This is a genomic window from Gelidibacter sp. (genome assembly GCF_035515035.1).
Taxonomy (GTDB): domain Bacteria; phylum Bacteroidota; class Bacteroidia; order Flavobacteriales; family Flavobacteriaceae; genus Gelidibacter.
Genome location: NZ_DATJCA010000184.1, coordinates 1 through 20,792 on the forward strand (window position 1 = coordinate 1; position 20,792 = coordinate 20,792).

At 38.9% G+C, this 20,792-nt stretch carries 19 protein-coding genes; 6 read left to right on the top strand and 13 right to left on the bottom strand.

From position 1 onward, the window contains the following. Nucleotides 1-141: 141 nt before the first annotated feature. Genes priA through nadC form a run of 3 tightly spaced genes read right to left on the bottom strand, consistent with a single transcriptional unit; the run spans nucleotide 142 to nucleotide 4,457 of the window. The gene (gene priA / locus VLZ86_RS16175) at nucleotides 142-2,595 is read right to left on the bottom strand and encodes a replication restart helicase PriA (protein ID WP_325453304.1); all 2,454 of its coding nucleotides are present in this window, start codon (nucleotides 2,593-2,595) and stop codon (nucleotides 142-144) included. A gap of 8 nt (nucleotides 2,596-2,603) precedes the next feature. Further along, nucleotides 2,604-3,599: a YihY/virulence factor BrkB family protein gene (locus tag VLZ86_RS16180; RefSeq protein WP_414652570.1), complete on the bottom strand. Its 996-nt coding sequence runs from the start codon at nucleotides 3,597-3,599 to the stop codon at nucleotides 2,604-2,606. Beyond that, entirely contained in the window at nucleotides 3,600-4,457 is an 858-nt protein-coding gene (nadC, locus tag VLZ86_RS16185; RefSeq protein ID WP_325453306.1) for a carboxylating nicotinate-nucleotide diphosphorylase, read from the bottom strand. 315 nt (nucleotides 4,458-4,772) lie between these two features. Here nadC and rlmH point away from each other — a divergent pair, with 315 nt between their 5' ends. Next, on the top strand, nucleotides 4,773-5,246 hold the full coding sequence (gene rlmH / locus VLZ86_RS16190; RefSeq protein ID WP_325453309.1) for a 23S rRNA (pseudouridine(1915)-N(3))-methyltransferase RlmH: 474 nt from the start codon (nucleotides 4,773-4,775) through the stop codon (nucleotides 5,244-5,246). 199 nt (nucleotides 5,247-5,445) lie between these two features. On the opposite strand, the gene hpf is transcribed toward rlmH, so the two are convergent. The 4 genes from hpf to VLZ86_RS16210 form a co-directional block, all read right to left on the bottom strand. Further along, entirely contained in the window at nucleotides 5,446-5,745 is a 300-nt protein-coding gene (gene hpf, locus VLZ86_RS16195) for a ribosome hibernation-promoting factor, HPF/YfiA family (RefSeq protein ID WP_325453311.1), read from the bottom strand. A gap of 180 nt (nucleotides 5,746-5,925) precedes the next feature. Further along, entirely contained in the window at nucleotides 5,926-7,035 is a 1,110-nt protein-coding gene (locus tag VLZ86_RS16200; RefSeq protein ID WP_325453313.1) for a sensor histidine kinase, read from the bottom strand. Next, the gene (locus tag VLZ86_RS16205) at nucleotides 7,032-7,799 is read right to left on the bottom strand and encodes a LytTR family DNA-binding domain-containing protein (protein ID WP_325453315.1); all 768 of its coding nucleotides are present in this window, start codon (nucleotides 7,797-7,799) and stop codon (nucleotides 7,032-7,034) included. The genes VLZ86_RS16200 and VLZ86_RS16205 overlap by 4 nt, the downstream gene beginning before the upstream one ends. Nucleotides 7,800-7,985: 186 nt before the next feature. After that, the gene (locus VLZ86_RS16210) at nucleotides 7,986-8,540 is read right to left on the bottom strand and encodes a hypothetical protein (RefSeq protein ID WP_325453317.1); all 555 of its coding nucleotides are present in this window, start codon (nucleotides 8,538-8,540) and stop codon (nucleotides 7,986-7,988) included. Between the two features lie 413 nt (nucleotides 8,541-8,953). Between VLZ86_RS16210 and VLZ86_RS16215 the strand changes: the two genes are divergently transcribed. The 3 genes from VLZ86_RS16215 (at nucleotide 8,954) to VLZ86_RS16225 (ending at nucleotide 12,671) form a co-directional block, all read left to right on the top strand. Beyond that, nucleotides 8,954-9,529, top strand: coding sequence for a non-canonical purine NTP diphosphatase (locus VLZ86_RS16215; RefSeq protein WP_325453319.1), 576 nt, complete (start codon nucleotides 8,954-8,956; stop codon nucleotides 9,527-9,529). 173 nt (nucleotides 9,530-9,702) lie between these two features. Continuing rightward, complete coding sequence (locus VLZ86_RS16220) at nucleotides 9,703-11,595, top strand: DEAD/DEAH box helicase (protein ID WP_325453321.1); 1,893 nt, start codon at nucleotides 9,703-9,705, stop codon at nucleotides 11,593-11,595. Nucleotides 11,596-11,897: 302 nt separating this feature from the next. Further along, entirely contained in the window at nucleotides 11,898-12,671 is a 774-nt protein-coding gene (locus VLZ86_RS16225; protein WP_325453323.1) for a carboxypeptidase-like regulatory domain-containing protein, read from the top strand. On the opposite strand, the gene VLZ86_RS16230 is transcribed toward VLZ86_RS16225, so the two are convergent. Next, entirely contained in the window at nucleotides 12,664-13,329 is a 666-nt protein-coding gene (locus VLZ86_RS16230) for an RNA methyltransferase (RefSeq protein WP_325453324.1), read from the bottom strand. The genes VLZ86_RS16225 and VLZ86_RS16230 overlap by 8 nt on opposite strands. 172 nt (nucleotides 13,330-13,501) lie before the next feature. Here VLZ86_RS16230 and VLZ86_RS16235 point away from each other — a divergent pair, with 172 nt between their 5' ends. After that, nucleotides 13,502-14,182 carry an NAD-dependent deacylase gene (locus VLZ86_RS16235; RefSeq protein WP_325453326.1) on the top strand — a complete coding sequence of 227 codons (681 nt, stop codon included), beginning with the start codon at nucleotides 13,502-13,504 and terminating at the stop codon, nucleotides 14,180-14,182. 97 nt (nucleotides 14,183-14,279) lie between these two features. Here VLZ86_RS16235 and VLZ86_RS16240 read toward each other — a convergent pair whose 3' ends face one another. The 5 genes from VLZ86_RS16240 to VLZ86_RS16260 all read right to left on the bottom strand — a co-directional run bounded on the left by VLZ86_RS16240 (nucleotide 14,280) and on the right by VLZ86_RS16260 (nucleotide 20,196). Beyond that, nucleotides 14,280-16,742: a T9SS type B sorting domain-containing protein gene (locus VLZ86_RS16240; RefSeq protein WP_325453328.1), complete on the bottom strand. Its 2,463-nt coding sequence runs from the start codon at nucleotides 16,740-16,742 to the stop codon at nucleotides 14,280-14,282. 217 nt (nucleotides 16,743-16,959) lie between these two features. Further along, entirely contained in the window at nucleotides 16,960-17,523 is a 564-nt protein-coding gene (locus tag VLZ86_RS16245; protein ID WP_325453330.1) for a DUF4256 domain-containing protein, read from the bottom strand. 170 nt (nucleotides 17,524-17,693) lie between these two features. Further along, entirely contained in the window at nucleotides 17,694-18,317 is a 624-nt protein-coding gene (locus tag VLZ86_RS16250) for a phosphatase PAP2 family protein (protein ID WP_325453332.1), read from the bottom strand. Continuing rightward, nucleotides 18,287-18,430, bottom strand: a complete 144-nt coding sequence (locus tag VLZ86_RS16255; RefSeq protein ID WP_325453334.1) for a hypothetical protein — start codon at nucleotides 18,428-18,430, stop codon at nucleotides 18,287-18,289. The genes VLZ86_RS16250 and VLZ86_RS16255 overlap by 31 nt, the downstream gene beginning before the upstream one ends. Nucleotides 18,431-18,558: 128 nt before the next feature. Beyond that, the gene (locus tag VLZ86_RS16260; RefSeq protein ID WP_325453336.1) at nucleotides 18,559-20,196 is read right to left on the bottom strand and encodes an ABC-F family ATP-binding cassette domain-containing protein; all 1,638 of its coding nucleotides are present in this window, start codon (nucleotides 20,194-20,196) and stop codon (nucleotides 18,559-18,561) included. A gap of 260 nt (nucleotides 20,197-20,456) precedes the next feature. On the opposite strand from VLZ86_RS16260, the gene VLZ86_RS16265 reads away from it, so the two are divergent. Beyond that, nucleotides 20,457-20,792 (top strand): DinB family protein (locus tag VLZ86_RS16265; RefSeq protein ID WP_325453338.1); only part of this gene is annotated, 336 nt, incomplete at its 3' end.

Below are 20,792 nucleotides of genomic sequence, written 5' to 3' on the forward strand. Positions count from 1 at the left end.
AACCCAATTTATTGGGCGGGATGAGTTCGATTACGAAATTTGTTCCAAATTTCTATAACAGATGAAGTAAATCGGAACAAGAGATCCCGCTAAAAAGCGGGATTAGTTCGATTACGAAATTTGTTCCAAATTTCTATCTCACTAGAAGTTATCGACATTTAGAATTACCCTAACCGACCTAAAGTCTTTAATGCTTAAAAAGCTATTGTTAATTTTTACGATGGCTTTTTTTGTTTTTGATAGGGATTGCTGTGGCGGAATTTTTACGAGGATGTTCTTGTGAAACTGGTTTCTGATCCGCGAAATTGGCGGAAATTCCGGTCCGAGAATATGACTTTTAAAAACCTGTCTTAATGCCGTGGCATACCATTCGGCACCACTATTTACTTTATTGAAGTCTTTGTGCTTTAAGGTGATCTTGATCAACCTGTAAATTGGCGGGTATTTAAAATTATGGCGCTCATCCATCTGCTCCAAATACATCTCTGCATAATTATTGGTAGACACCTGATGTAAAATTCGGTGGTGCGGATTATAAGTCTGGATCAGCACCTTTCCTCTTTCATCCGTACGTCCTGCCCTACCCGACACTTGTAGCATCAACTGAAAACTCCGTTCAAGTGCTCTAAAATCAGGAAAATTGAGCATATTGTCCGCATTCATGATCCCCACAAGTTTGACATTCCTGAAATCCAGCCCCTTAGTGAGCATTTGCGTCCCGACCAAGATCTCGATTTCCTTTTGTTCAAACGCGGTAATGATTTTATCATATCCAAATTTGCCCCGGGTGGTATCCAAATCCATTCGCCCTACTTTGTGCTCCGGAAAAAGCGCCTGTGCTTCTTCCTGAACCTGCTCCGTACCAAAACCCTTATTATCCAATTCTACGCTGCCACAGGCCATACAGTTTTTGAGCATGGCGGTATAATAACCACAATAATGGCAGCGCAACTCATTCTTATAATGATGAAAGGTTAAACTGACATCGCAGTTGGGACACTGGGGCGCATGACCACAAGTGGTACATTCAACAATAGGCGAAAATCCACGTCGGTTTTGGAACAATATAATTTGATGTCCTACCCTCAAGGCTTCGGTCATTTCTTCAATCAGTCGGTCGCTGAAATGGCCGACCATTCGTTTTCGTTTGTGCTTATCCTGAATATCGACCAACTCAATATCGGGCATCAATACGTCATTGAATCGGTGTGTAATTTCCACCAAACCATACTTTCCTTGTTTGACATTATAGTAGCTTTCCAAACTTGGGGTGGCCGATCCTAGCAAGGTTTTACTCTTAAATAAAGCTGCCAATACGATGGCAGCATCACGAGCGTGATATCTTGGCGCGGGGTCAAATTGCTTAAAGGAGGTTTCATGTTCTTCATCAACAATGACCAAACCGAGGTCATGGAACGGTAAGAACATAGACGATCGCGCGCCCAAAACAATCTGGGCCTTAGGTTGGTTTTGTAACACGTTATTCCAAAGCTCAAAACGTTCATGCGACGAGTATTTTGAGTGATATACGGATACATTGCCACCAAAATAAGTTTCCAACCGGCTGACCAACTGCGTGGTCAAAGCAATTTCTGGAAGCAAGTACAACACTTGTTTCCCTTTGGCAATCACCTCTTCAATAAGTTTGACATAAACTTCCGTTTTTCCAGATGAGGTCACACCGTGAAGTAAGGTGATATTGAATTTCTCAAAGGATTGCTGGATTTCCTCAAGCGCTTTCTCCTGATAGGAGTTCAAGGTTTTTGAGGCTTCATTGGCGTCGCCTGAATAAGCCACGCGGTCTTCCTGAAAATGATATTCCTCCAAAATCTCTTTGTCAATCAAAGTCTTGATAATTGCGGGCGATGCGTCACTGGCCTCGGACAAATCCGAAACTTTTATCGGTTTTTTTGTCTGCGCCGATATTGAGAAGAAGGTCATGATCACATCCCTTTGCTTTGGTGCCCTGCTCAAGTCTTCTAAAAGATGTTGTAATTTATCAGATTCCGAATAGTTCGAATTCAACTTGACATAGCGCACCAATTTCGGCTTGTACTTTTCATAGACCTCTTCCTGAAGCACAATAGCATCTTTATCCAGCAAGGCATTGATCACCGGAAAGACATTTTTCTTATCCAGAATATTGATCAAGTCATGAAGTTTTAGAGACGACTGATGGTGAAGCGCTTCATACACCAAAAACTCCTCATCCTTTAAGTCGGCATCGTTGATGATTTTATCATTGTTTTTAGTGATTATGGTTTCGCTTTCCAGCAAAAACGAGTTGGGCAATGCCGCCCTGAGCACATCACCTAAAGTACAGAGATAATACTCTGCAATCCATTGCCAATGGGTCAGCTGGGTTTGGGTAATTATAGGGGCATCATCCAAAATTTGATGAATTTCCTTGGCCTCATAAGCGGTGGGTTGCTGTTGATGGATTTCAAACACCAGTGCCGTATATATTTTACTTTTGCCAAACGGTACCGCCACGCGCATTCCTGCTTTCAAGAATTCGGATTCGGCTTTCGTGATGCTGTAGGTAAATAGCCTTTCAAGCGGAATGGGAAGTATGACGTCTATAAAATGTTGCATGTGGTAAATTAAGATTTTTCTTCAGCACTTTGTTTTTGAAGGTTAAATTTCTTCAAAAGCCGGATGGTAGCGTTGAGCTCAAAGCCCAGCAATAGTATATTGGAGTTCAACCAGAGATAAAACAATAAAATCAATAAGGCGCCGATGGATCCGTAGAGCTCGTTATACGTTGAGAAATAAGTCACGTAAATTCCGAATAAATACGAAAACACAATGATCAAGATGGTGGTCAGCAATGCACCTGCGGAAAAAAACTTAGAGTTTTTACCTTCCCTAGTTCCAAAATAATACAACGTGGCCGTGGCGATATAAACCATGATCACGAAAAATATATATTTGGCTACGGCGACCATAAACAAGCCTTCTTCATAGGTTTCATACCCTTGTTTATCCATATAGTAAAGCACTTTTTGGATGACGTAAATCTGGAAATATCCAATAACGGCAATGGTAATGATCAATAAAAACACCAAAATGAGCGCCACAAACATGGAGTATAAATACTGTTTGACCACGCTGCGCGTCAGTTGCTGATGGTAGGAACTTTCAAATCCAGAAAAAAGCGCACTAATTCCGTTAGCCATTAAAACAATAGATAATAGAAAAACTGTTGAAATTAAACCTCCACTCGCTTTGGTGTAAATATTCTGAAAAATATTATCAAAGAAGAAATCGGAAGTCTGCGGTGGTAAAACGGAGTTTAAAAACCCTTTAAATTCATATTCAAACCCAGCTACAGGAATGTATGGGATAAGAATAATAATAAACAATAAAAACGGGAATATCGCGGTAAAAAAACTAAAGGCAATGGCACTCGCCCTACTGGTAAGCGCACCTTTAATTATTCCTTTGCCGTACAGCCTTAAAAAATAATACAGGGTCAACCCTTCTAAAGCGGGTAATTTTATTTTTTTTAGAAGTTCAATGACATACTTTAAAACGGGGATTTTCTCGAGTTTGTCTTCGATATCATCCTCAATATTAGCATCTGGTTGATCAGACATTTAAACGGCTTTTAAACTTAAGTCCATATTATATACCGAATGTGTCAAAGCGCCAGAAGAGATATAATCCACTCCGCACAAAGCATATTCGCGTGCCGTGTGCTCATTGATCCCACCAGATGACTCGGTCAAACATTGGTCACCAATTAAAGCGACGGCCTTTTTGGTGTCGGCATAATTAAAATTATCAATCAAAATTCGATAAACGCCATCGGTTTTTAGGATTTCTTTAATCTCATCAAGGTTTCTGGCTTCAACAATAATCTTCAAGTCTAAGTTATTTTCCTTTAAATACGCTTTCGTCTTGGTGATGGCTTTGGTAATTCCGCCAGCAAAATCGATGTGGTTGTCCTTTAACATTACCATATCATACAAGGCAAACCGATGGTTTTCTCCGCCACCAATCTTTACAGCCCATTTTTCGAGTGCCCGGATTCCGGGCGTTGTTTTCCTGGTGTCCAAAATCTTGGTCCCAGTACCCTCAAGTAAATCCACAAAGGTTTTTGTTTTTGTGGCAATGGCGCTCATCCGTTGCATGGCATTTAAAACCAAACGTTCTGCTTTAAGAATGGATTGTGACGAGCCTTCTACGTAAAACACGATATCACCGTACTTTATTTCGGCGCCATCTTCAATCAGGGTTTCCACTTTTAAATTTTTGTCGATATATTCAAAGACCTTCTTGGCAAAAGCTACCCCTGCAATAATGCCATCATCCTTGACCAAGAGCTTTGCTTTGCCCTGTGCGGAAGCAGGAATACAGGCTAGGGAACTATGATCGCCATCCCCAACGTCTTCTCTAACGGCATTGGCAATGATGCCTTCTATTTCTTTATTGAATTGTTCTTGTGAAATCATGTTTGGAATATTTAATCAGTGTTGTCCGATAAAGAATCAAGACCGCTGCGCTTATAAAATAAACCTGTCTGCCGAACAGGCAGGGAAGCAAGACTTGAATGCAACTAAATGACATACACTTATTATTAAAATTAAAACTCTTCAATCACCTCCCCAGAAATAGTTTCTGAATGAACGGTGTGATTTTGCAACCCGGTAACTTTCTGTTTTATCCGGGCACTCCTAATATTTAATGTAAAAATACTAATTGATAATTGAAATACTCAAATTAGAAATCCGAAATTCCATATCCGTACAAATTTGTAATTTTACCCCATGCAAATAAAACTTCTCGCCATTGGCAAAACCGACCATCAGCAATTGCAATTGCTGATTGACGACTATCAGAAACGTTTAGGATTCTACATTAAATTTGAATTTGAGATTATTCCCGATCTTAAAAAAGCGAAGAATTTAAGTGAAGACCAACAGAAACAAAAAGAAGGCGAATTGCTATTGGCCAAGCTAGGCAACACAGATGTTCTCATTCTTTTGGACGAAAACGGAAAGCAATTTGATTCGGTCGCCTTTTCGGATTACCTACAAAAGCACATGAATTCTGGGATCAAACAATTGGTTTTTGTGATTGGAGGCCCTTACGGATTTTCGCAAGAGGTCTATCAAAAAGCACATGGGAAAATATCACTCTCTAAAATGACATTTTCCCATCAGATGATCCGATTGTTCATGATAGAACAATTGTATCGTGCTTTTACCATTTTAAGGAATGAACCTTATCATCATCGGTAGTAAGTAGTTTCAGGGTTCTTGTTTAAAGTTTCCCACCTCCGCTTCGCTATGGACGGGCAGGCAAGTTTCTTGTTTCAAGGTTTGAGTAGGTCTGAGACACATTGACTAATTAAAATTTCTTATTTAATCTAACTCATACCCCTGAACTACCTCCTCTCTCACCACTAATCCCTCATCCCCATTACCTCATGACTCTTTTCTAGTGCGCCATAAACGTCTGTTTTCTCTTTTTTAATTGAATCTCTAAATCGCTGATTGTTTCTTTTACTGCCATTTCAAAATTTTTCTCATCAGAAGTAGCAAATATTTGCGGTCCTGGAAGGCTCAATTTAATATTACAAATCTTTCCTTTTTCAGGATTGGTGCCTTCTTCTTTAAAAAACACATCGGCACTGATCAGCCAATCATATTTTTCAGCCATTTTATTTAATTTCTGAGTTGTATGTTCAGCAAGAGAATCGCTATGATCTAAGTTTACGAATTGAATGTTAATTGTCATAATTCTAATTTTTAGGTTATGAGACTAAATTACGGGTTTAAAAAAGAAGAAAAACTGACAAACATCATAAAATAAGCATAAAGTTGACGAAGGGGATTTTTGCTTGTTTCCCGCCTTCGCCGCTTGACCTTGCTACGAGCGGGCTGGCTTGATTCTTGGATCCTTTGATGGATTTAAAATCTAAACACTCTTCGGGATTTTAAGAATTGTTTCGACCCCTGATTGGTCATCCTTATTTCTTATTTCATATAAATAATCCTCATCATAAAGGTTCTTCAACCGGTCATTTATATTGGATAGGCCAATTCCCTTTTTCAATAAAGCGGTTGGACTTTCCTTTAATAAAGCACCATTATTTTGAATTTTAATGACCACTTGCTTGTTTTCCGCATAAATTTGAATGAGGACTTTTAACTCGGTATGATTATAAGAATAGCCATGCTTTATTGAATTCTCAATAATTGGTTGAAGCAAATGTATCGGCACATTACTTTGAAGCAATGATTCATCTATTTCTCTTTTTATTACCAAATGATCTGAAAATCGGACATTCAGAATGTTGAGGTAATATTCAAGGATTCGAAGTTCCCTTTCAAGTCTAATGGTATTCCCCTCGTGGCCCTTGAGGATCTCTCTGAGAAAATCACTCAAGTCTGCTATAGTATCTTTAGCTTTACCTGGATCGATATCCGTCAGGACAGCAATGGAATTTAAGGTGTTAAACAAAAAATGAGGTTGCATTTGGGATGAAAGCATTTTAATTCTGGTATTCACCAATTGCGCTTCCAGATGATTTTGTTTCTTTTCAGCTTCTTTTACCTGTTTTAGATAATAATAAGTGTAGACGATAAAAACCATGGCAAAGTAGGTTAAAAAGTTCAAGTCGATTACGTTCATAAACCTATTGATACTGTCCTTAATATCATATTCAGAGAAGGTAACTACATTAGTTAATAAACTTTGCAAATCTGTAGCAAGACGTATGACCATTCCAATAAATATTGAAAAGACCGTATGTATAGAAATAATTTTGACCCAAGAATATTTTTTGTTTAAAAACCGCTTGGTGCTCACGGCTATAATGGTCATATAGCCCACAACTATAATATAATCCAAGAAGGGATTATAGATTAAAAAATCGTTTAGCGAGGACGACATGCCCTCATTTCCACTCGATTTCATATAAAGCTCTTTGGCAATTAAAACGAAGTAAAAGAGCAGATAAAAACCTGCCAACAGCAAAACGAGGTTGACGTCCAATAATTTCCTTTTATTACTTAAGATGTTCATGACATTCCTATTTTTTCAAGAAATTCATTCCTATGGGATTTACTAATGCGCAAGAGCTTATTATCGGTCATTTTAGCATCAATTTCAGAAAAACTAGAATGTACAATTTCCTTCACGTAATTTAAATTGACGATACACGACCTATGTATTCTAAAAAAAGCAGTCTTGTCGAGTTCTTCACATAATTTACTTAAGGTTTCGCGCAACAGGTACTTTTTACTTTCTACAAATATCTCGGCATAATATCCCGACGAGGTAATGTACATAATGTCCAAAGGATTTATTAAAACAGTTTTATTCCCTTGCTTGATTAGAAATTTTGCCGGCGATGTGATTCTTTCAGATTTCACATTGTACAAGTTGAACAATTCAACAAATCGCTGTTGAAAAGTAGCATCCGCTTCTGATGTTGAAGTTTTTAAAACCCTATCAATGGTCCTAAAAAACCGTTGGTCTTTAAACGGTTTTAGCAAAAAATCCAACGCTTCGACTTCAAATGCCTTTAGGGCATAACTATTATAGGCAGTAACAAATATCACAATAGGTTTTGGAGAAATCCTCATCTTTTGAAGTACTTCAAATCCATTCATGTCCTTCATATTAATATCGAGAAAAATAAGATCTGGCTGAAGTTCATTTATTGAAATTATTGCGGTTTTACCATTAGAGCACTCCCCAAGCACTTCAATTTGTGGTACTTTTTCCAGCAATTTAAGAATTCGTTTACGTGCCAGCTCTTCATCATCTATGACCATTGCTTTCATAACCTAAGGTGCGAAAATTAATAGTTATCTAAAAGTAATTTAAAGTTGCTTATTCTCAGCCAATTAAATTATAAATTATTAGGTAATCGTATTTAGATTTACCTAATCAAATAGGTCATCAGAACACAATCCGATGACCATAATTATTTGAAGTCCATAATTAACTATTAACAGTTGAGATATTATTTAATTTCTAGCTACAACGCCATAATCTTTATCTAAGGCGTCTATCCTGATATTGCGTTTTTGATTGCCATTAATCAGCGTTATTTTATAGATTGCCTTTGTCAACATCATGCCTTTGGTGCTTGCGATATATTTGTTATTTTTCATTCCCCAACCTTTATTCTCGTTATATACTTGCATTCTTAATTGATAAGGCATTAAGATGTCCTTGAAATTTTGTCGGGTAGAAAGTAAATGCCCTTCTCTATCATAATTAGCGACCATAGATCCCTTTGAACTTTTAAGTTGGACTACATATGAATCATAATCCTCTGTCCCAAACTTATTGATGAATTGATGGATGTCAAAATTCTCATTTAGAAAGCCTATCGGATTACTCACAAAGTTGTTTACACCTCGAGGTTCAATTTTAATGGTGAAAACAGCGTCATTCTGTGAAATTTCAGCGTTTAGAGGAATATAATTAATTTCCACCTCATTTAATTTTGTGATCTGTTGAGCTTGACCAATGGTAGCCCCTAACACAAAGACTGATAAAAAAATTAAAGTTTTCATGATAAATAAATTTTAAGATTACTATTCATTTCTTGTTTTGTAAATTGATGATCATTCTTTTACAACCACTAAATTATTTGAAAATCTCTTCGGAAATTTTGAAATGGTATGAATGGCTAGATTTTGATAATCAACAGTTACAAATCTGATTTAAAGCAATTTTGAGATTGTGAAGGCGCTTGAAAGTGTCATCGACTTTGGCTGTTCCGAATGTCCATGCCTAAATAACATTGACCGATTCTAGTTGTCCAAAAACTCTGAACTCATAACCCTGAACCCATCATTTGTTTCCCATCTACCCTCTAACCGCCTGCACCAAATAAGGTACGTTTGGGCAAGTGCTCAATCGCCAATCCACAAAAACTAGGTAAAATTGAAATTATTAAAGTAATTTTACCGCTCAATTTTTTGCCATGCAACTCGTTTTCGCCACCAACAACCACAACAAACTCAAAGAAGTCCAAAGCTTAATTCCCCAAGGCATTACGCTATTGGGCCTTGAAGACATTGGCTGTCTTGAAGATGTGCCTGAGACCCAAGACACTATTGAGGGGAATGCCATACAGAAAGCGGCATACATTAAAACCCATTATGGGTATGATTGTTTTGCCGACGATACGGGTCTGGAAGTGGATGCACTTAATGGCGCCCCTGGCGTCTATTCTGCTAGGTATGCGGGGGAACAACGTAATTCAGAAGACAACATTCAAAAGCTCCTTAAAAATCTTGAACCTGCCGCCAACAGAAAGGCCCAGTTTAAAACGGTGATTGCTTTGGAGCTTAATGGCACACAGCATCAATTTACCGGCATTTGTCAAGGTGAGATAACAAAAGAAAAAAGTGGTGACAAGGGCTTTGGTTATGATCCCATTTTCAAGGCTGCAGGCTATGATCAAACGTTTGCAGAAATCTCTTTGGAAGAAAAAAATCGTATTGGCCACCGTGGAAAAGCGGTACAACAACTTGTTGATTTTTTAAATACTATTTAATTATTTACAAATCAATTACGAATCAATTAGGATTTGTGATAAATATAGTCGTACATTTGCACCTTGAAAAATTTCCTCAAGGTGAGGATGTGTTACTGGGAGTTTAGGTTTAGTATGTCGATTCGCTTCTGTTGTAACACCAAAAGAACATAATCAAATACATATTAAATCGAATGAACACATTCCAAGATTTAGGTCTTAATGATGACCTATTACGGGCTATTACTGATATTGGCTTTATAACGCCAAGTGATGTCCAAGCAAAAGCAATTCCAATTTTATTAGAGCAAGACACTGACTTAGTGGCCTTAGCACAAACAGGAACAGGTAAAACTGCGGCCTTCGGCTTTCCAATGTTGCAAAAAATCAACATTGAGAGCAGAACAACCCAAGGGTTGATCCTCTCTCCTACCCGCGAACTTTGTTTGCAAATTACCAACGAATTAAAGAATTACGGAAAATATTGCAAAGGCTTTAATGTTGCCGCTATTTATGGTGGTGCAAGCATTACTGACCAAGCAAGGGAAGTTAAAAGAGGTGCCCAAATAATCGTTGCCACTCCAGGACGTATGAAAGATATGATCAACCGTAATATGGTGGACATTTCTAAAATTGAATACGCTGTCCTAGATGAGGCGGATGAAATGTTGAACATGGGCTTTTATGAAGATATCACCGATATTCTTTCCCATTCCCCTAAAGACAAAAACACCTGGTTGTTTTCTGCAACCATGCCAAAAGAAGTTTCAAACATTGCGAAGAAATTCATGAATTCGCCAGTTGAAATTACTGTTGGAAATAAAAATGAAAGTACCAATCAAGTATCCCATGAGTATTACTTAGTGAATTCTCGTGACCGTTACCAGGCGTTAAAACGTTTGGCCGACGCACATCCGGATATCTTTTCAGTTATTTTCTGTCGCACCAAACGCGATACACAAAAAGTTGCTGAGCAATTGATTGAAGATGGCTATAGCGCAGGAGCTTTGCATGGCGATTTAAGCCAGAACCAACGTGATATGGTCATGAACTCTTTCCGTAAGAATCAAATCCAGATGTTGGTGGCTACTGATGTTGCCGCACGTGGGATTGACGTTGACAATATTACGCATGTTATCAACTATCAATTACCAGATGAGATTGAAACCTACACCCACCGTTCAGGAAGAACAGGACGTGCGGGCAAGACTGGAGTTTCCATAGTTATCGTTTCAAAAAGTGAATTGCGCAAAATAAAAAGTATTGAGCGCATCATCAATAAGAGCTTTGTTAAAAAAGATATTCCTGACGGAATGGAAATTTGCGAAGTACAATTGATGTCTTTGGCAAATAAAATCCATAAGACTGAAATCAATCCTGAGATTGAAAAATACCTTACAAGTATTAATGAATTGCTTGAGGATACTTCAAAAGAAGAATTGATTCAAAAATTCTTTTCTGTAGAATTCACACGATTCTTTAATTACTATAACAAATCGAAAAACCTATCGGTTCCTGATGCTCGCGGCAGTGAGAGAGATGGCGATTCTGGAAGGGATTTCGGTCGCGATTTTGGCGGCAATGATGATTCTTCACGTTACTTTATCAATGTTGGTAAAAAAGACGGGTATGATTGGATGAGCTTAAAGGATTTCTTAAAGGACATTCTTGAACTTGGAAGAGACGATGTCTTTAAAGTTGATGTTAAGGACAGTTTCTCCTTCTTTAATACCGAAAAGGGATTACAAGAAAAAGTATTGGCTTTTTTCAACGATTATAAACACAATGGACGCTTTGTAAACGTTGAAGTCAGTGAAGACCAAGGCGGAGGCACAAGCAGAAACAAAAGACGTTCTGGTAGCAGTGGTGGTGGAAGACGTTCAGATGACTTCAAACCGCGCGGCGAAAGACGTTCTGGTGGCGACTTTAAATCGGCAGGACATAGAGGCGACAGAAGAAGTTCAGATGCTTCTAGACCAAGACGCTCAGAAGAAAGTTCGGGTCCAAACAGACGCGACAGACGTGCGGGTGTTACTGAAAAATCAGGTGATTCTAGTTTTTCAAGACCAAGACAGTCGAGAAGATAGAAGTTGGTTAAATAATTGACGGGTGACCGGAGACCGATGACAGATTTCGGGCAAGACCAAGTCTAAGTTTGCAATTTAGAATTTTAAACCTTAAATATAACGGAGTGGGAAATTTAAACTTTTCACTTCGTTTTTTGTTATCTAAATTTTGCAAAAGGCTCTATCAGATTTTTGTAAATTACTGCTCACCACTCATTACTCATAACCCACTCCCAGCTGTGAAAGTTAATATTATATCAATTTATTAAGGTTTCAACATCTTTGTAAGTTTTGTTTCTTATTTTTATCGCATAAATAAACCAATGAGGCACCTACTACTACTTACTGCTTTTTTATTCATTACTTCACTGAGTGTGGCCCAGGAACCAACCGCTGTAAAAGGCGTGGTTTATAGTACAAGTACCAACGACATTTTAGAAAGTGTCAATATTGTCAACTTAAATCAAGTCATTGGCACCACTACCAACAGTCAAGGCAAATTCGAAATAAAAGCTACGGCAAATGATACCTTACACTTTTCTTTTTTAGGCTATAAATCTATTAAGGTCAGGGTGACCAACGACTGGTTGAAATTTGGGGAAACCAAAATTGAAATGACGGAACTGGCGCTTGCTTTGGAAGAAGTGGTCGTGAATCAGTTGCGACTTACGGGGTATTTAGAAATTGACATCCAACAAGTTCCCGTAAAAACCAATTACCGATACAGCATTTCTGGCCTATCCACTACTGGATATGAAGCGGGCAACACGGGTGCAGTGAACAAGGTTTTAGGCGCACTTTTTAATCCTGCCGACTTTTTATACAATATGTTTGGGAAGAAACCCAATGAGTTGCAAAAGTTGAAACAGATGAAGAAGGACGATGAAATCAGAAACCTTTTGGCCTCTCGTTTTGATCGTGAAATGCTTATGGTCCTTTTAGAGGTCGATCGGATTGATTTAGATGAAATTGTCAGCCAGTGCAACTACTCCAGAGAATTTATACAAACGGCCAATGACCTTCAAATATTGGATGCCATCAACGAATGTTACGAAGAATATAAAATCCTAAGCCGAAGCCAACGCAAGTCTAGGTAGATTTTATTTCTTGATAGTATCGCGCTACAATCCCATCATAACTTTTCAGGGTTTTTGAAATCCAATCCAAACGCTTTTCCAATTGTTCCTGCTCTGACAATTGCCATTCTATGTCAGATCTCCTTAACTTATTGGTGACATCCTGTAAAATAATAGCCGCCGATACGGATATATTCAAACTCTCGGTAAAACCTACCATGGGGATTTTCAAATAGCAATCTGCAGCGTCCAACACTTCTTGGGAGAGCCCTTCGGTTTCCCTTCCAAAAAAGAAACAGGACTTTTTATGGATGTCGAAATCGGCAAGGAGCTGATCATTTTCATGCGGGGTGGTCGCTACAATCTGATAGCCGTTTGCTTTCAAACTTTTGATGCACTCCTTAACCGTATGAAACCGCTTCAAATCCACCCATTTTTGGGACCCCATGGCAATTTCCCGATCAATGCGTTTGGAATTTCGTTCTTCCACGATATGCACCTCTTGAATGCCAAACACATCACAACTCCTGATTACGGCACTCGTGTTGTGCAATTGGTACACATCTTCTGTTGCTACCGTAAAATGTTTGGTCCGATTTGAAATGACCGCATCAAATCGTGCTTTTCGTTCGGAGGTTAGATGCGCTTCTAAATGTTCTAAAAGTTGGAGGTCAATCATTGAAATAGGTTATATTAGGCAAAGTAACAAAACAAAGCTAAGGCGACCCCAAGTTTAGAGGTGTTATTTCTACTAAGGATTTCCATTTTTTATTATATTGAAACCTTATGAAGCTTTTCAAATGACTTCTCAAACTTGTAATGAATTAAATAATAAGATAAAGACTAAAAAAATGAAACATATTGTTGTACTTACTGGCGCGGGTATAAGTGCCGAAAGTGGCATAAAAACTTTTAGGGATGCGGATGGATTATGGGAAGGCCATGATGTGATGCAGGTGGCAACACCAGAGGGATTTCAGGAAAATCCGGAGTTGGTCCTCGATTTTTACAACCAACGTAGGCGACAGTTGCTAAGCGTAGAACCTAATGCGGCACATTTTGATCTGGCATCGCTCGAAAAAGATTATAAGGTTTCCATTATCACACAAAATGTGGACGACTTGCATGAACGAGCAGGGAGCTCTGAAGTCATCCATTTGCATGGCGAATTACTAAAAGTTAGAAACGTTGTTGACGAACTCAGTTATTTTGAGCATCGCGAAGATATTAAATTAGGAGACACCTGCCCCGAGGGCCACCAATTGAGACCACATATTGTATGGTTTGGTGAAATGGTCCCTATGATGGATCGGGCGATGGAAGTTTGTGCCACTGCCGATATTTTAATCATTATTGGAACATCAATGCAAGTATATCCGGCAGCGAGCTTAATGCACTACGTTCCTGAAGGGATCCCGATATTTTTTATTGATCCGAAACCTGCCATGACGAGTCGCGGAAATTTAACGGTCATTCCTGAAACGGCTACTCTTGGGGTAAAAATGGTTATGGGAATGCTGGAGGAGAAATGAGGTTGAAGATGATATTGCAAGTATCAAGTATCAAGTATTAAGTATCAAGTATTAAGAAACAGAAAACTAGAAACTTGAATTAAGAAACTGAAAACAATCACCTGACAAGGCTGAAATGGCCTTTATAATTTCGCAGTTTCCCTTCATGATCCAAAAAATGGGCGACGAACCAATAATCGTTAGCGGGTAATGGAACGCCTTTATAAACGCCGTTCCATCCAAAACCGTTCGGTTGGATGCGAGAAAGAAACGTCCCATAACGATCATAAACATCGATATAAGATTGCTCTGAAAACTGGCCCTCAAAACCTTTGAGGTTCCATAGGTCGTTATGGCCGTCATTATTTGGCGTAAAATATTTTGGAAAACCCATCACATAGACCTCTAGTTCATCAACACCACAGCCATTGTTATCCCTCGCAAAAAGCGTATAAACTCCAGCAGCAACATGGGTGAAAATTGGCGAATCTTGATACGGTCCAGAGCTACTTTCCAAGGAAAACTCATAATCTCCAATCCCTAAACTGTTGGTATCAATGGTGATGGTGTTAACATCCGACAGATCGTCAATGGACATACTGTCCTCTGATAAATTGGCGCGTTCTGAGGCCTCAACATTAAAGTTGACTGGCACAGATTCACAGCCATCCAAAGAGCTTGCGGTAATGGTATAGTTTCCTCCTGATGAAATGTTTACCGTTGCGTCCGTACTTATGGTTTCATTGTTTTCATTGGTCCAGATATAACTATAATTGCCGGTAGGATTGTCGATCTCCAATATAATCGGAGTTCCATTTAAACACAAGCTTCCTATCTGAATCACTGAAAATTCAGGCAAAGGATTTACTGTCAATTGCAAATGCGGTCCAACGCCAAAACAATTGCCGTTGTCTGCGCTTTGAATCCGAATATAAATCATCTGTGAGAACTCCTTGGTGTTTATAAAATTTGACGGGTTTGAAATTTCATTGCGATTGAGTCGAGCATCTTCGAAATCCTCATAATAATGGACACTTAGGTTTTGACCTAATGGGAATTGGTTCAAAAACTCCACTTCATTCCTTCTCAAATCAAACTCATAAAATCCGTCGTTAAAACCATCATTATCACAAACAACTAATTGTTGGAGATAGCCAGCAGGAAAAGCGGTGGTGGACACCTGTAAATGAATGGTGGCTAAAGCATAACACCCGTCGGTATTTTCGACACGCGCATAGATAGTGGAAGCGATGGCATTATTAAATGACGACGGCTCTAGGGCAGGATTACTGGGCTTTGGAACGGCATTCGCATTCGCCAGGGTGAGATGATAGGTAATTGTCACACCTGAATCATTACTCGGATTTAAAAGCACATCAATTTCATTCAAATTAAAATCGGTAACCCCATCCGCACTGCCATCTTCATCACAATTTAGATACGTAATTTCATTTGGAACTACCGGTAATTTCGCAACCCCTATCAAAATTGAAGTGTCAATGGAACAGGTTCCAAACTCATAATTAAAAATACGGATATAAATGGGTTGCCCATCTTGAACGGTATTTTTGAAATTGGAAGGATCAGCGATCAAAATCGTATAATTTGCATCCGTATAAAAGCTGAAATCGAAATCGGATGCTGGACTCCCATTGAGCAAATCAGGCATATATGCTTCAAGGTTAAAACTGGTAAAGCCATTCGCATCATCCCCATCTGCATCAGAATCACATTCGGTAAAAACAGGAATCTGCGTTGGCAGCTTGAAGGCTTGAAGCGTTGTATTTATTGAAATCTTGGTGCTGCCAGAAATATCGATCACAGGATCGCCAGGCCATCCATATTCCACAATAAAGCCTTTAGGTTGGTAATCTCCATTTGCGCTTCCTGTATTACTCAAATCGTTCCAAGAACCTCGTACCCCAGCCCCAGGTGCGGTGATATGCGCATAATCTTCACCTGCCAAATTATTAGGTTCTCCAGTGTTCCAGTTGGCATATTGCCCTGGAGGCGAGGATCCATTGGGCCCTCCGTTCCAAAACACTTCTCCTGCTTCAGGTCCGGTTGCCCATTTCCAAACCCCCTCTTCTTCCTCATCCGTACCTCCTATCCAACCTGCACCTGAAGCCTGTTTTCCGGTCAATTGCGCTTCTTCAGGAGATCCAATGGTGGCCAGATAACCTTGCAAGCCATAATAAGTTAAGTTGGATGCCGCAATTTCAGCCTCTTTCCAAGTAATGCCTAATGCCGGAATAAACTCATAATAATACCCGGTGGATGGCAAATAATTAGCGTTTCCTATGGTAAACGAAAAATACCGATCGCCAGAAATAGAGGCCAAATCACTTTCAAATACCACTTCCAGAACGGCATTTATCAAATCAGGATAAGGTATCAAAGCATTGCCAATTCCCGAAAGGGTCAGCTTACCTTCCGTATTATTCCATGAAGATGTGATCTTGGGATGTGCACCGGTCAAAAGTAATTGATCATGATTGATGTCATAACCTGTGGAGATTTGGATGAACAATTCTGAAATTCCAGGATCATCTGGATCGGTAATATTAAATTGGGTAGCCACGGGAATTTGTGTCAACGGACAATAGACCTGATCTCCAAAGGCGTCAATAACAGGTGGAAAATTTTGTGACCAACAGATTTGAATACAAAAAAACAAAAATAAAAAACAGGAAAATAGGTGTTTTATAAACAATTTAAAACCTCGTTTAATTCGTAGGGACTTTAAAAATAACACTTAAAATACAATGAGCTGCATTGTTTTTTAAGAATTTCGAGCTCTAAATTTTAAGTACTCCTCTAAACCCTCTTCCTGCATAATAAGATTGTGGACCGTTATGGTATACAAAAACGTGCCCAAATCTGAAATCGCCAAAAATAGCGCCGTCCCATTGTCTAATGTCCGAAGGGGTTTTCAACCAACTTGATGTTTTAGAATCAAAGGCTCCAAAATTTTGCAAGCAACGATAATCTTCTTCTGTCAAAAGATCTATGCCCATTTCCTCCGCCATATCAATGGCTGAATTTTTTGGCCGATGGTCTCTTCTTGATTCCAGCCCTTTGCGGTCATAGCATAAGCTTCGCCTTCCACTTGGAGTTTCTTCTGAAAAATCGCAGAAAACAAATTCACCCATAGTTGAGTTCTGTTCCATAACATCAGGCTCGCCTCCGATCCGTTCCATTTCATTGAGAGACCAAAGTTTTTTAGGGGAATTTTTTAAACGTTTTTCAATAGCAGCCCACCTTAAATTAGGATGACGATTTTGATTGGTTTCAAAACGAGATTTTAAAATGCTGATAAGTGCCTCGGATTGTTCTTGGGATAACTCCTGTTGGTAGTCCATGATTTTGTCATTATACAGATGTAACAAATATAGTTTTAAGAAGTTAGAGCTCGAAAAATTAGGTCTAGTTTTTAATGATATGTGCAGAAAAAGATAATGTAACAATTCTCTGCAAACCGACCAATGACAGAATGGGGAGCACGAAATAGCACGAATCCAAAACTTCAGTCTTAAACCGTAGGGGTCCGTGGATCCCTTCTGAAAACCTCAATAAGATCAAAAATAAGAATACAAAAAATCACCCAAATAAAGCCTGCAATAAACCCACCGGCAATATCTGACGGATAATGCACCCCAAGATAAATTCGGCTCAGGCCAATACTCAGAATTAAAATCCCCAAGAGCAGGATGATGCCAATTTTCAAAAAAATATTAATCTTAAACCTATAGAACAAATACATTAAGAAGCCGTAAAAAGCCATCGCACTCATGGCATGTCCGCTTGGATAACTCAACGTTTCCACAGATACCATGTGTTCAATGCCCGGCCTAGCCCGATCTACAAAACGTTTAAGAATTAGGTTTGAGACCGCAGAAAGCGCTAAAACCAAAACAATTTGCACGGCATATTTCCAACGCTTATATACAAAAATGGACAGCAACATAAAAGTGCCCAAAACGAAAGCATAACCGTAAATATCGCCCACATGAGTTACAAAAACAAAATATTTGGTAAGTTCCGGCGTACGCAGCGAGATGACATATTCGGTGATTTTCTGGTCATAATCTGCCAGTAAATCTGATTTTAAAGTCTCGGTTAGTTCTATAAATAAGTTAATCCCTCCAACCACCACAATAGCGCAACAACCACGGTGATGATATAAGGAAGGGTCACATCATATTGATGTAATTTATCTCTTAAAAAAGTTCTTAGGTTACTAATTAAGAGTCCAATGGCTTTTCTCATACGTGCTTGTTGTTCAGGTTTTTAAGTGAAAATTCAGATCTAACCGGGGTGTTGAAGCACAAAAATTAATGAAAAAAACCTAAAAAGATGCGCGCATTTGAAAGTTTATATAATTAAAACAAGAAACATTATTTTCTCAAATCAATTTCCTTCAAGTTTTCAATTCTGTTTCTCACTAGGAAATCGTCAATAGTTTCAAAATATTCAATGACCCGTTGGTCTTTAAATTCGAAAACTTTCTGCGATAGACCTTGTAAAAAGTCACGGTCGTGTGACACTAAGATCAAGGTGCCATCAAAATCCAAAAGCGCCTCTTTTAAAACGTCTTTCGATTTTAAATCCAAGTGATTGGTAGGCTCATCCAGAATCAACAAGTTAACCGGTTCCAACAGCAACTTTACCATTGCCAATCGCGTTTTTTCACCACCTGAAAGCACACTTACTTTCTTATCAATATCATCGCCTTTAAACATAAAGCGGCCAAGAATATTTTTGATTTGCGTTCGCACATCCCCTTCGGCAACTTCGTCGACGGTTTGAAAAATGGTCAAGCTTTCATCCAAAAGAGACGCTTGATTTTGAGCAAAATAGCCCACTTTGACATTGTGGCCCAAATGGCATTTTCCTTCCACCTCAATTTCCCCCATAATGGCTTTGATCATCGTGGATTTTCCTTCGCCATTACGGCCTACAAAAGAAACCTTTTCCCCTCTTGAAATGGACATATTGGCATTTTCAAACACGACGTGATCCCCATAGGACTTTGATAAATCCTTTACGGTTACCGGATAATCCCCAGAACGTTGTGCGGGTGGAAACCTCAATTTTAAAGCCGATGTATCAATATCATCTACTTCAATGATTTCCAGTTTCTCCAACATCCGCTCCCTAGAATTGACCTGATTGGTTTTAGAATAGGTGCCTTTAAATCGCTCAATAAAGGCCATATTATCTGCGATGAATCTTTGCTGCTCCTGATACGCTTTAATTTGATGCGCACGTCTATCCTCACGCAATTGCAAATAATGGGAATAGTTGGCTTTATAATCGTAAATCCGACCCATTGTAACTTCAATCGTTCTATTGGTGATATTGTCAATAAAAGCCTTGTCGTGGGAAATGACCATAACGGCATTGGCCTTGTTGATCAAGAAATCTTCCAGCCAGATCACTGACTCAATATCAATATGGTTGGTAGGCTCATCCAAGAGGATCAGATCTGGTTTTTGCAATAGAATTTTCGCCAATTCGATGCGCATCCGGAAACCACCGCTGAACTCGCTGGTCATTCTCGTAAAATCCGATCGCTTAAAACCTAAGCCTGCCAAAGCCTTTTCAACTTCAGCATCATAATTGACATCTTCCAGAGCATAATATTTCTCACCCAAATCCGACACGTTCTGAATGATTCGCATGTATTCATCAGAGTCATAATCCGTTCTTGTTTCCAGTGCCTTATTTAATCGCTCCATTTCGTCGCGCATTTCAAACACATGCGCAAAAGCTTTAGAAGCTTCCTCAAAAACAGTACACGCATCCTCAGTCAGCAAATGCTGTGGCAAGTAGGCAATAATTGCATCTTTTGGATAGCGCACATGCCCTTTTGATGGTTTTTGTTCGCCGGCAATAATTTTCATCATTGTAGATTTTCCCGCACCATTTTTACCCATCAGGGCAATTTTATCATTTTCATTAATGGTAAAAGACACCTCACTGAATAAGGCTGTACCTCCAAATTCCACAGCTAAATTATCGACTGAAATCATAGTTTAAATTTTGAAGTTGCAAAACTATAATTTATTTCGATACCTAGAGAATTTAAAATTCCCTATCTGTCGACAGGCAGGCAAACTTCAAATAGCCAAATTCCAATTTAGGTCACTCACGTCTCACCTCCCTCTCACATTCTCACCTCTCACCACTAAACCTAAGTTCCTAATGTCTTCTAACTCATTCACAAGAAAAACGCACCCATTCCATATTTCCATTTTAAATTCATTAAATCCTTAGTATCTTTATAATTGTCATGAATACACTCACTAAAAAATATATCGAAACCCGCCAACGTACAGAGGCTCTTTGCAAGCCATTACAGGTGGAGGATTACACCCCACAATCTGCAATTTTTTCAAGTCCCCCAAAGTGGCACATTGCGCATGTGACCTGGTTTTTTGAAGAAATGATTTTAAAAAATCAGGTCCCAAACTATCAGGTCTTTAATAAAGACTTTGGATTTTTATTCAATAGCTATTACAATAGTATTGGCGAGCGGATTGAAAGAAACAACAGAGGTTTATTAACCCGGCCTAAAATTGAGACGGTTTATGATTTTAGGGCTTTTGTGGACAAAGCCATGATCAAC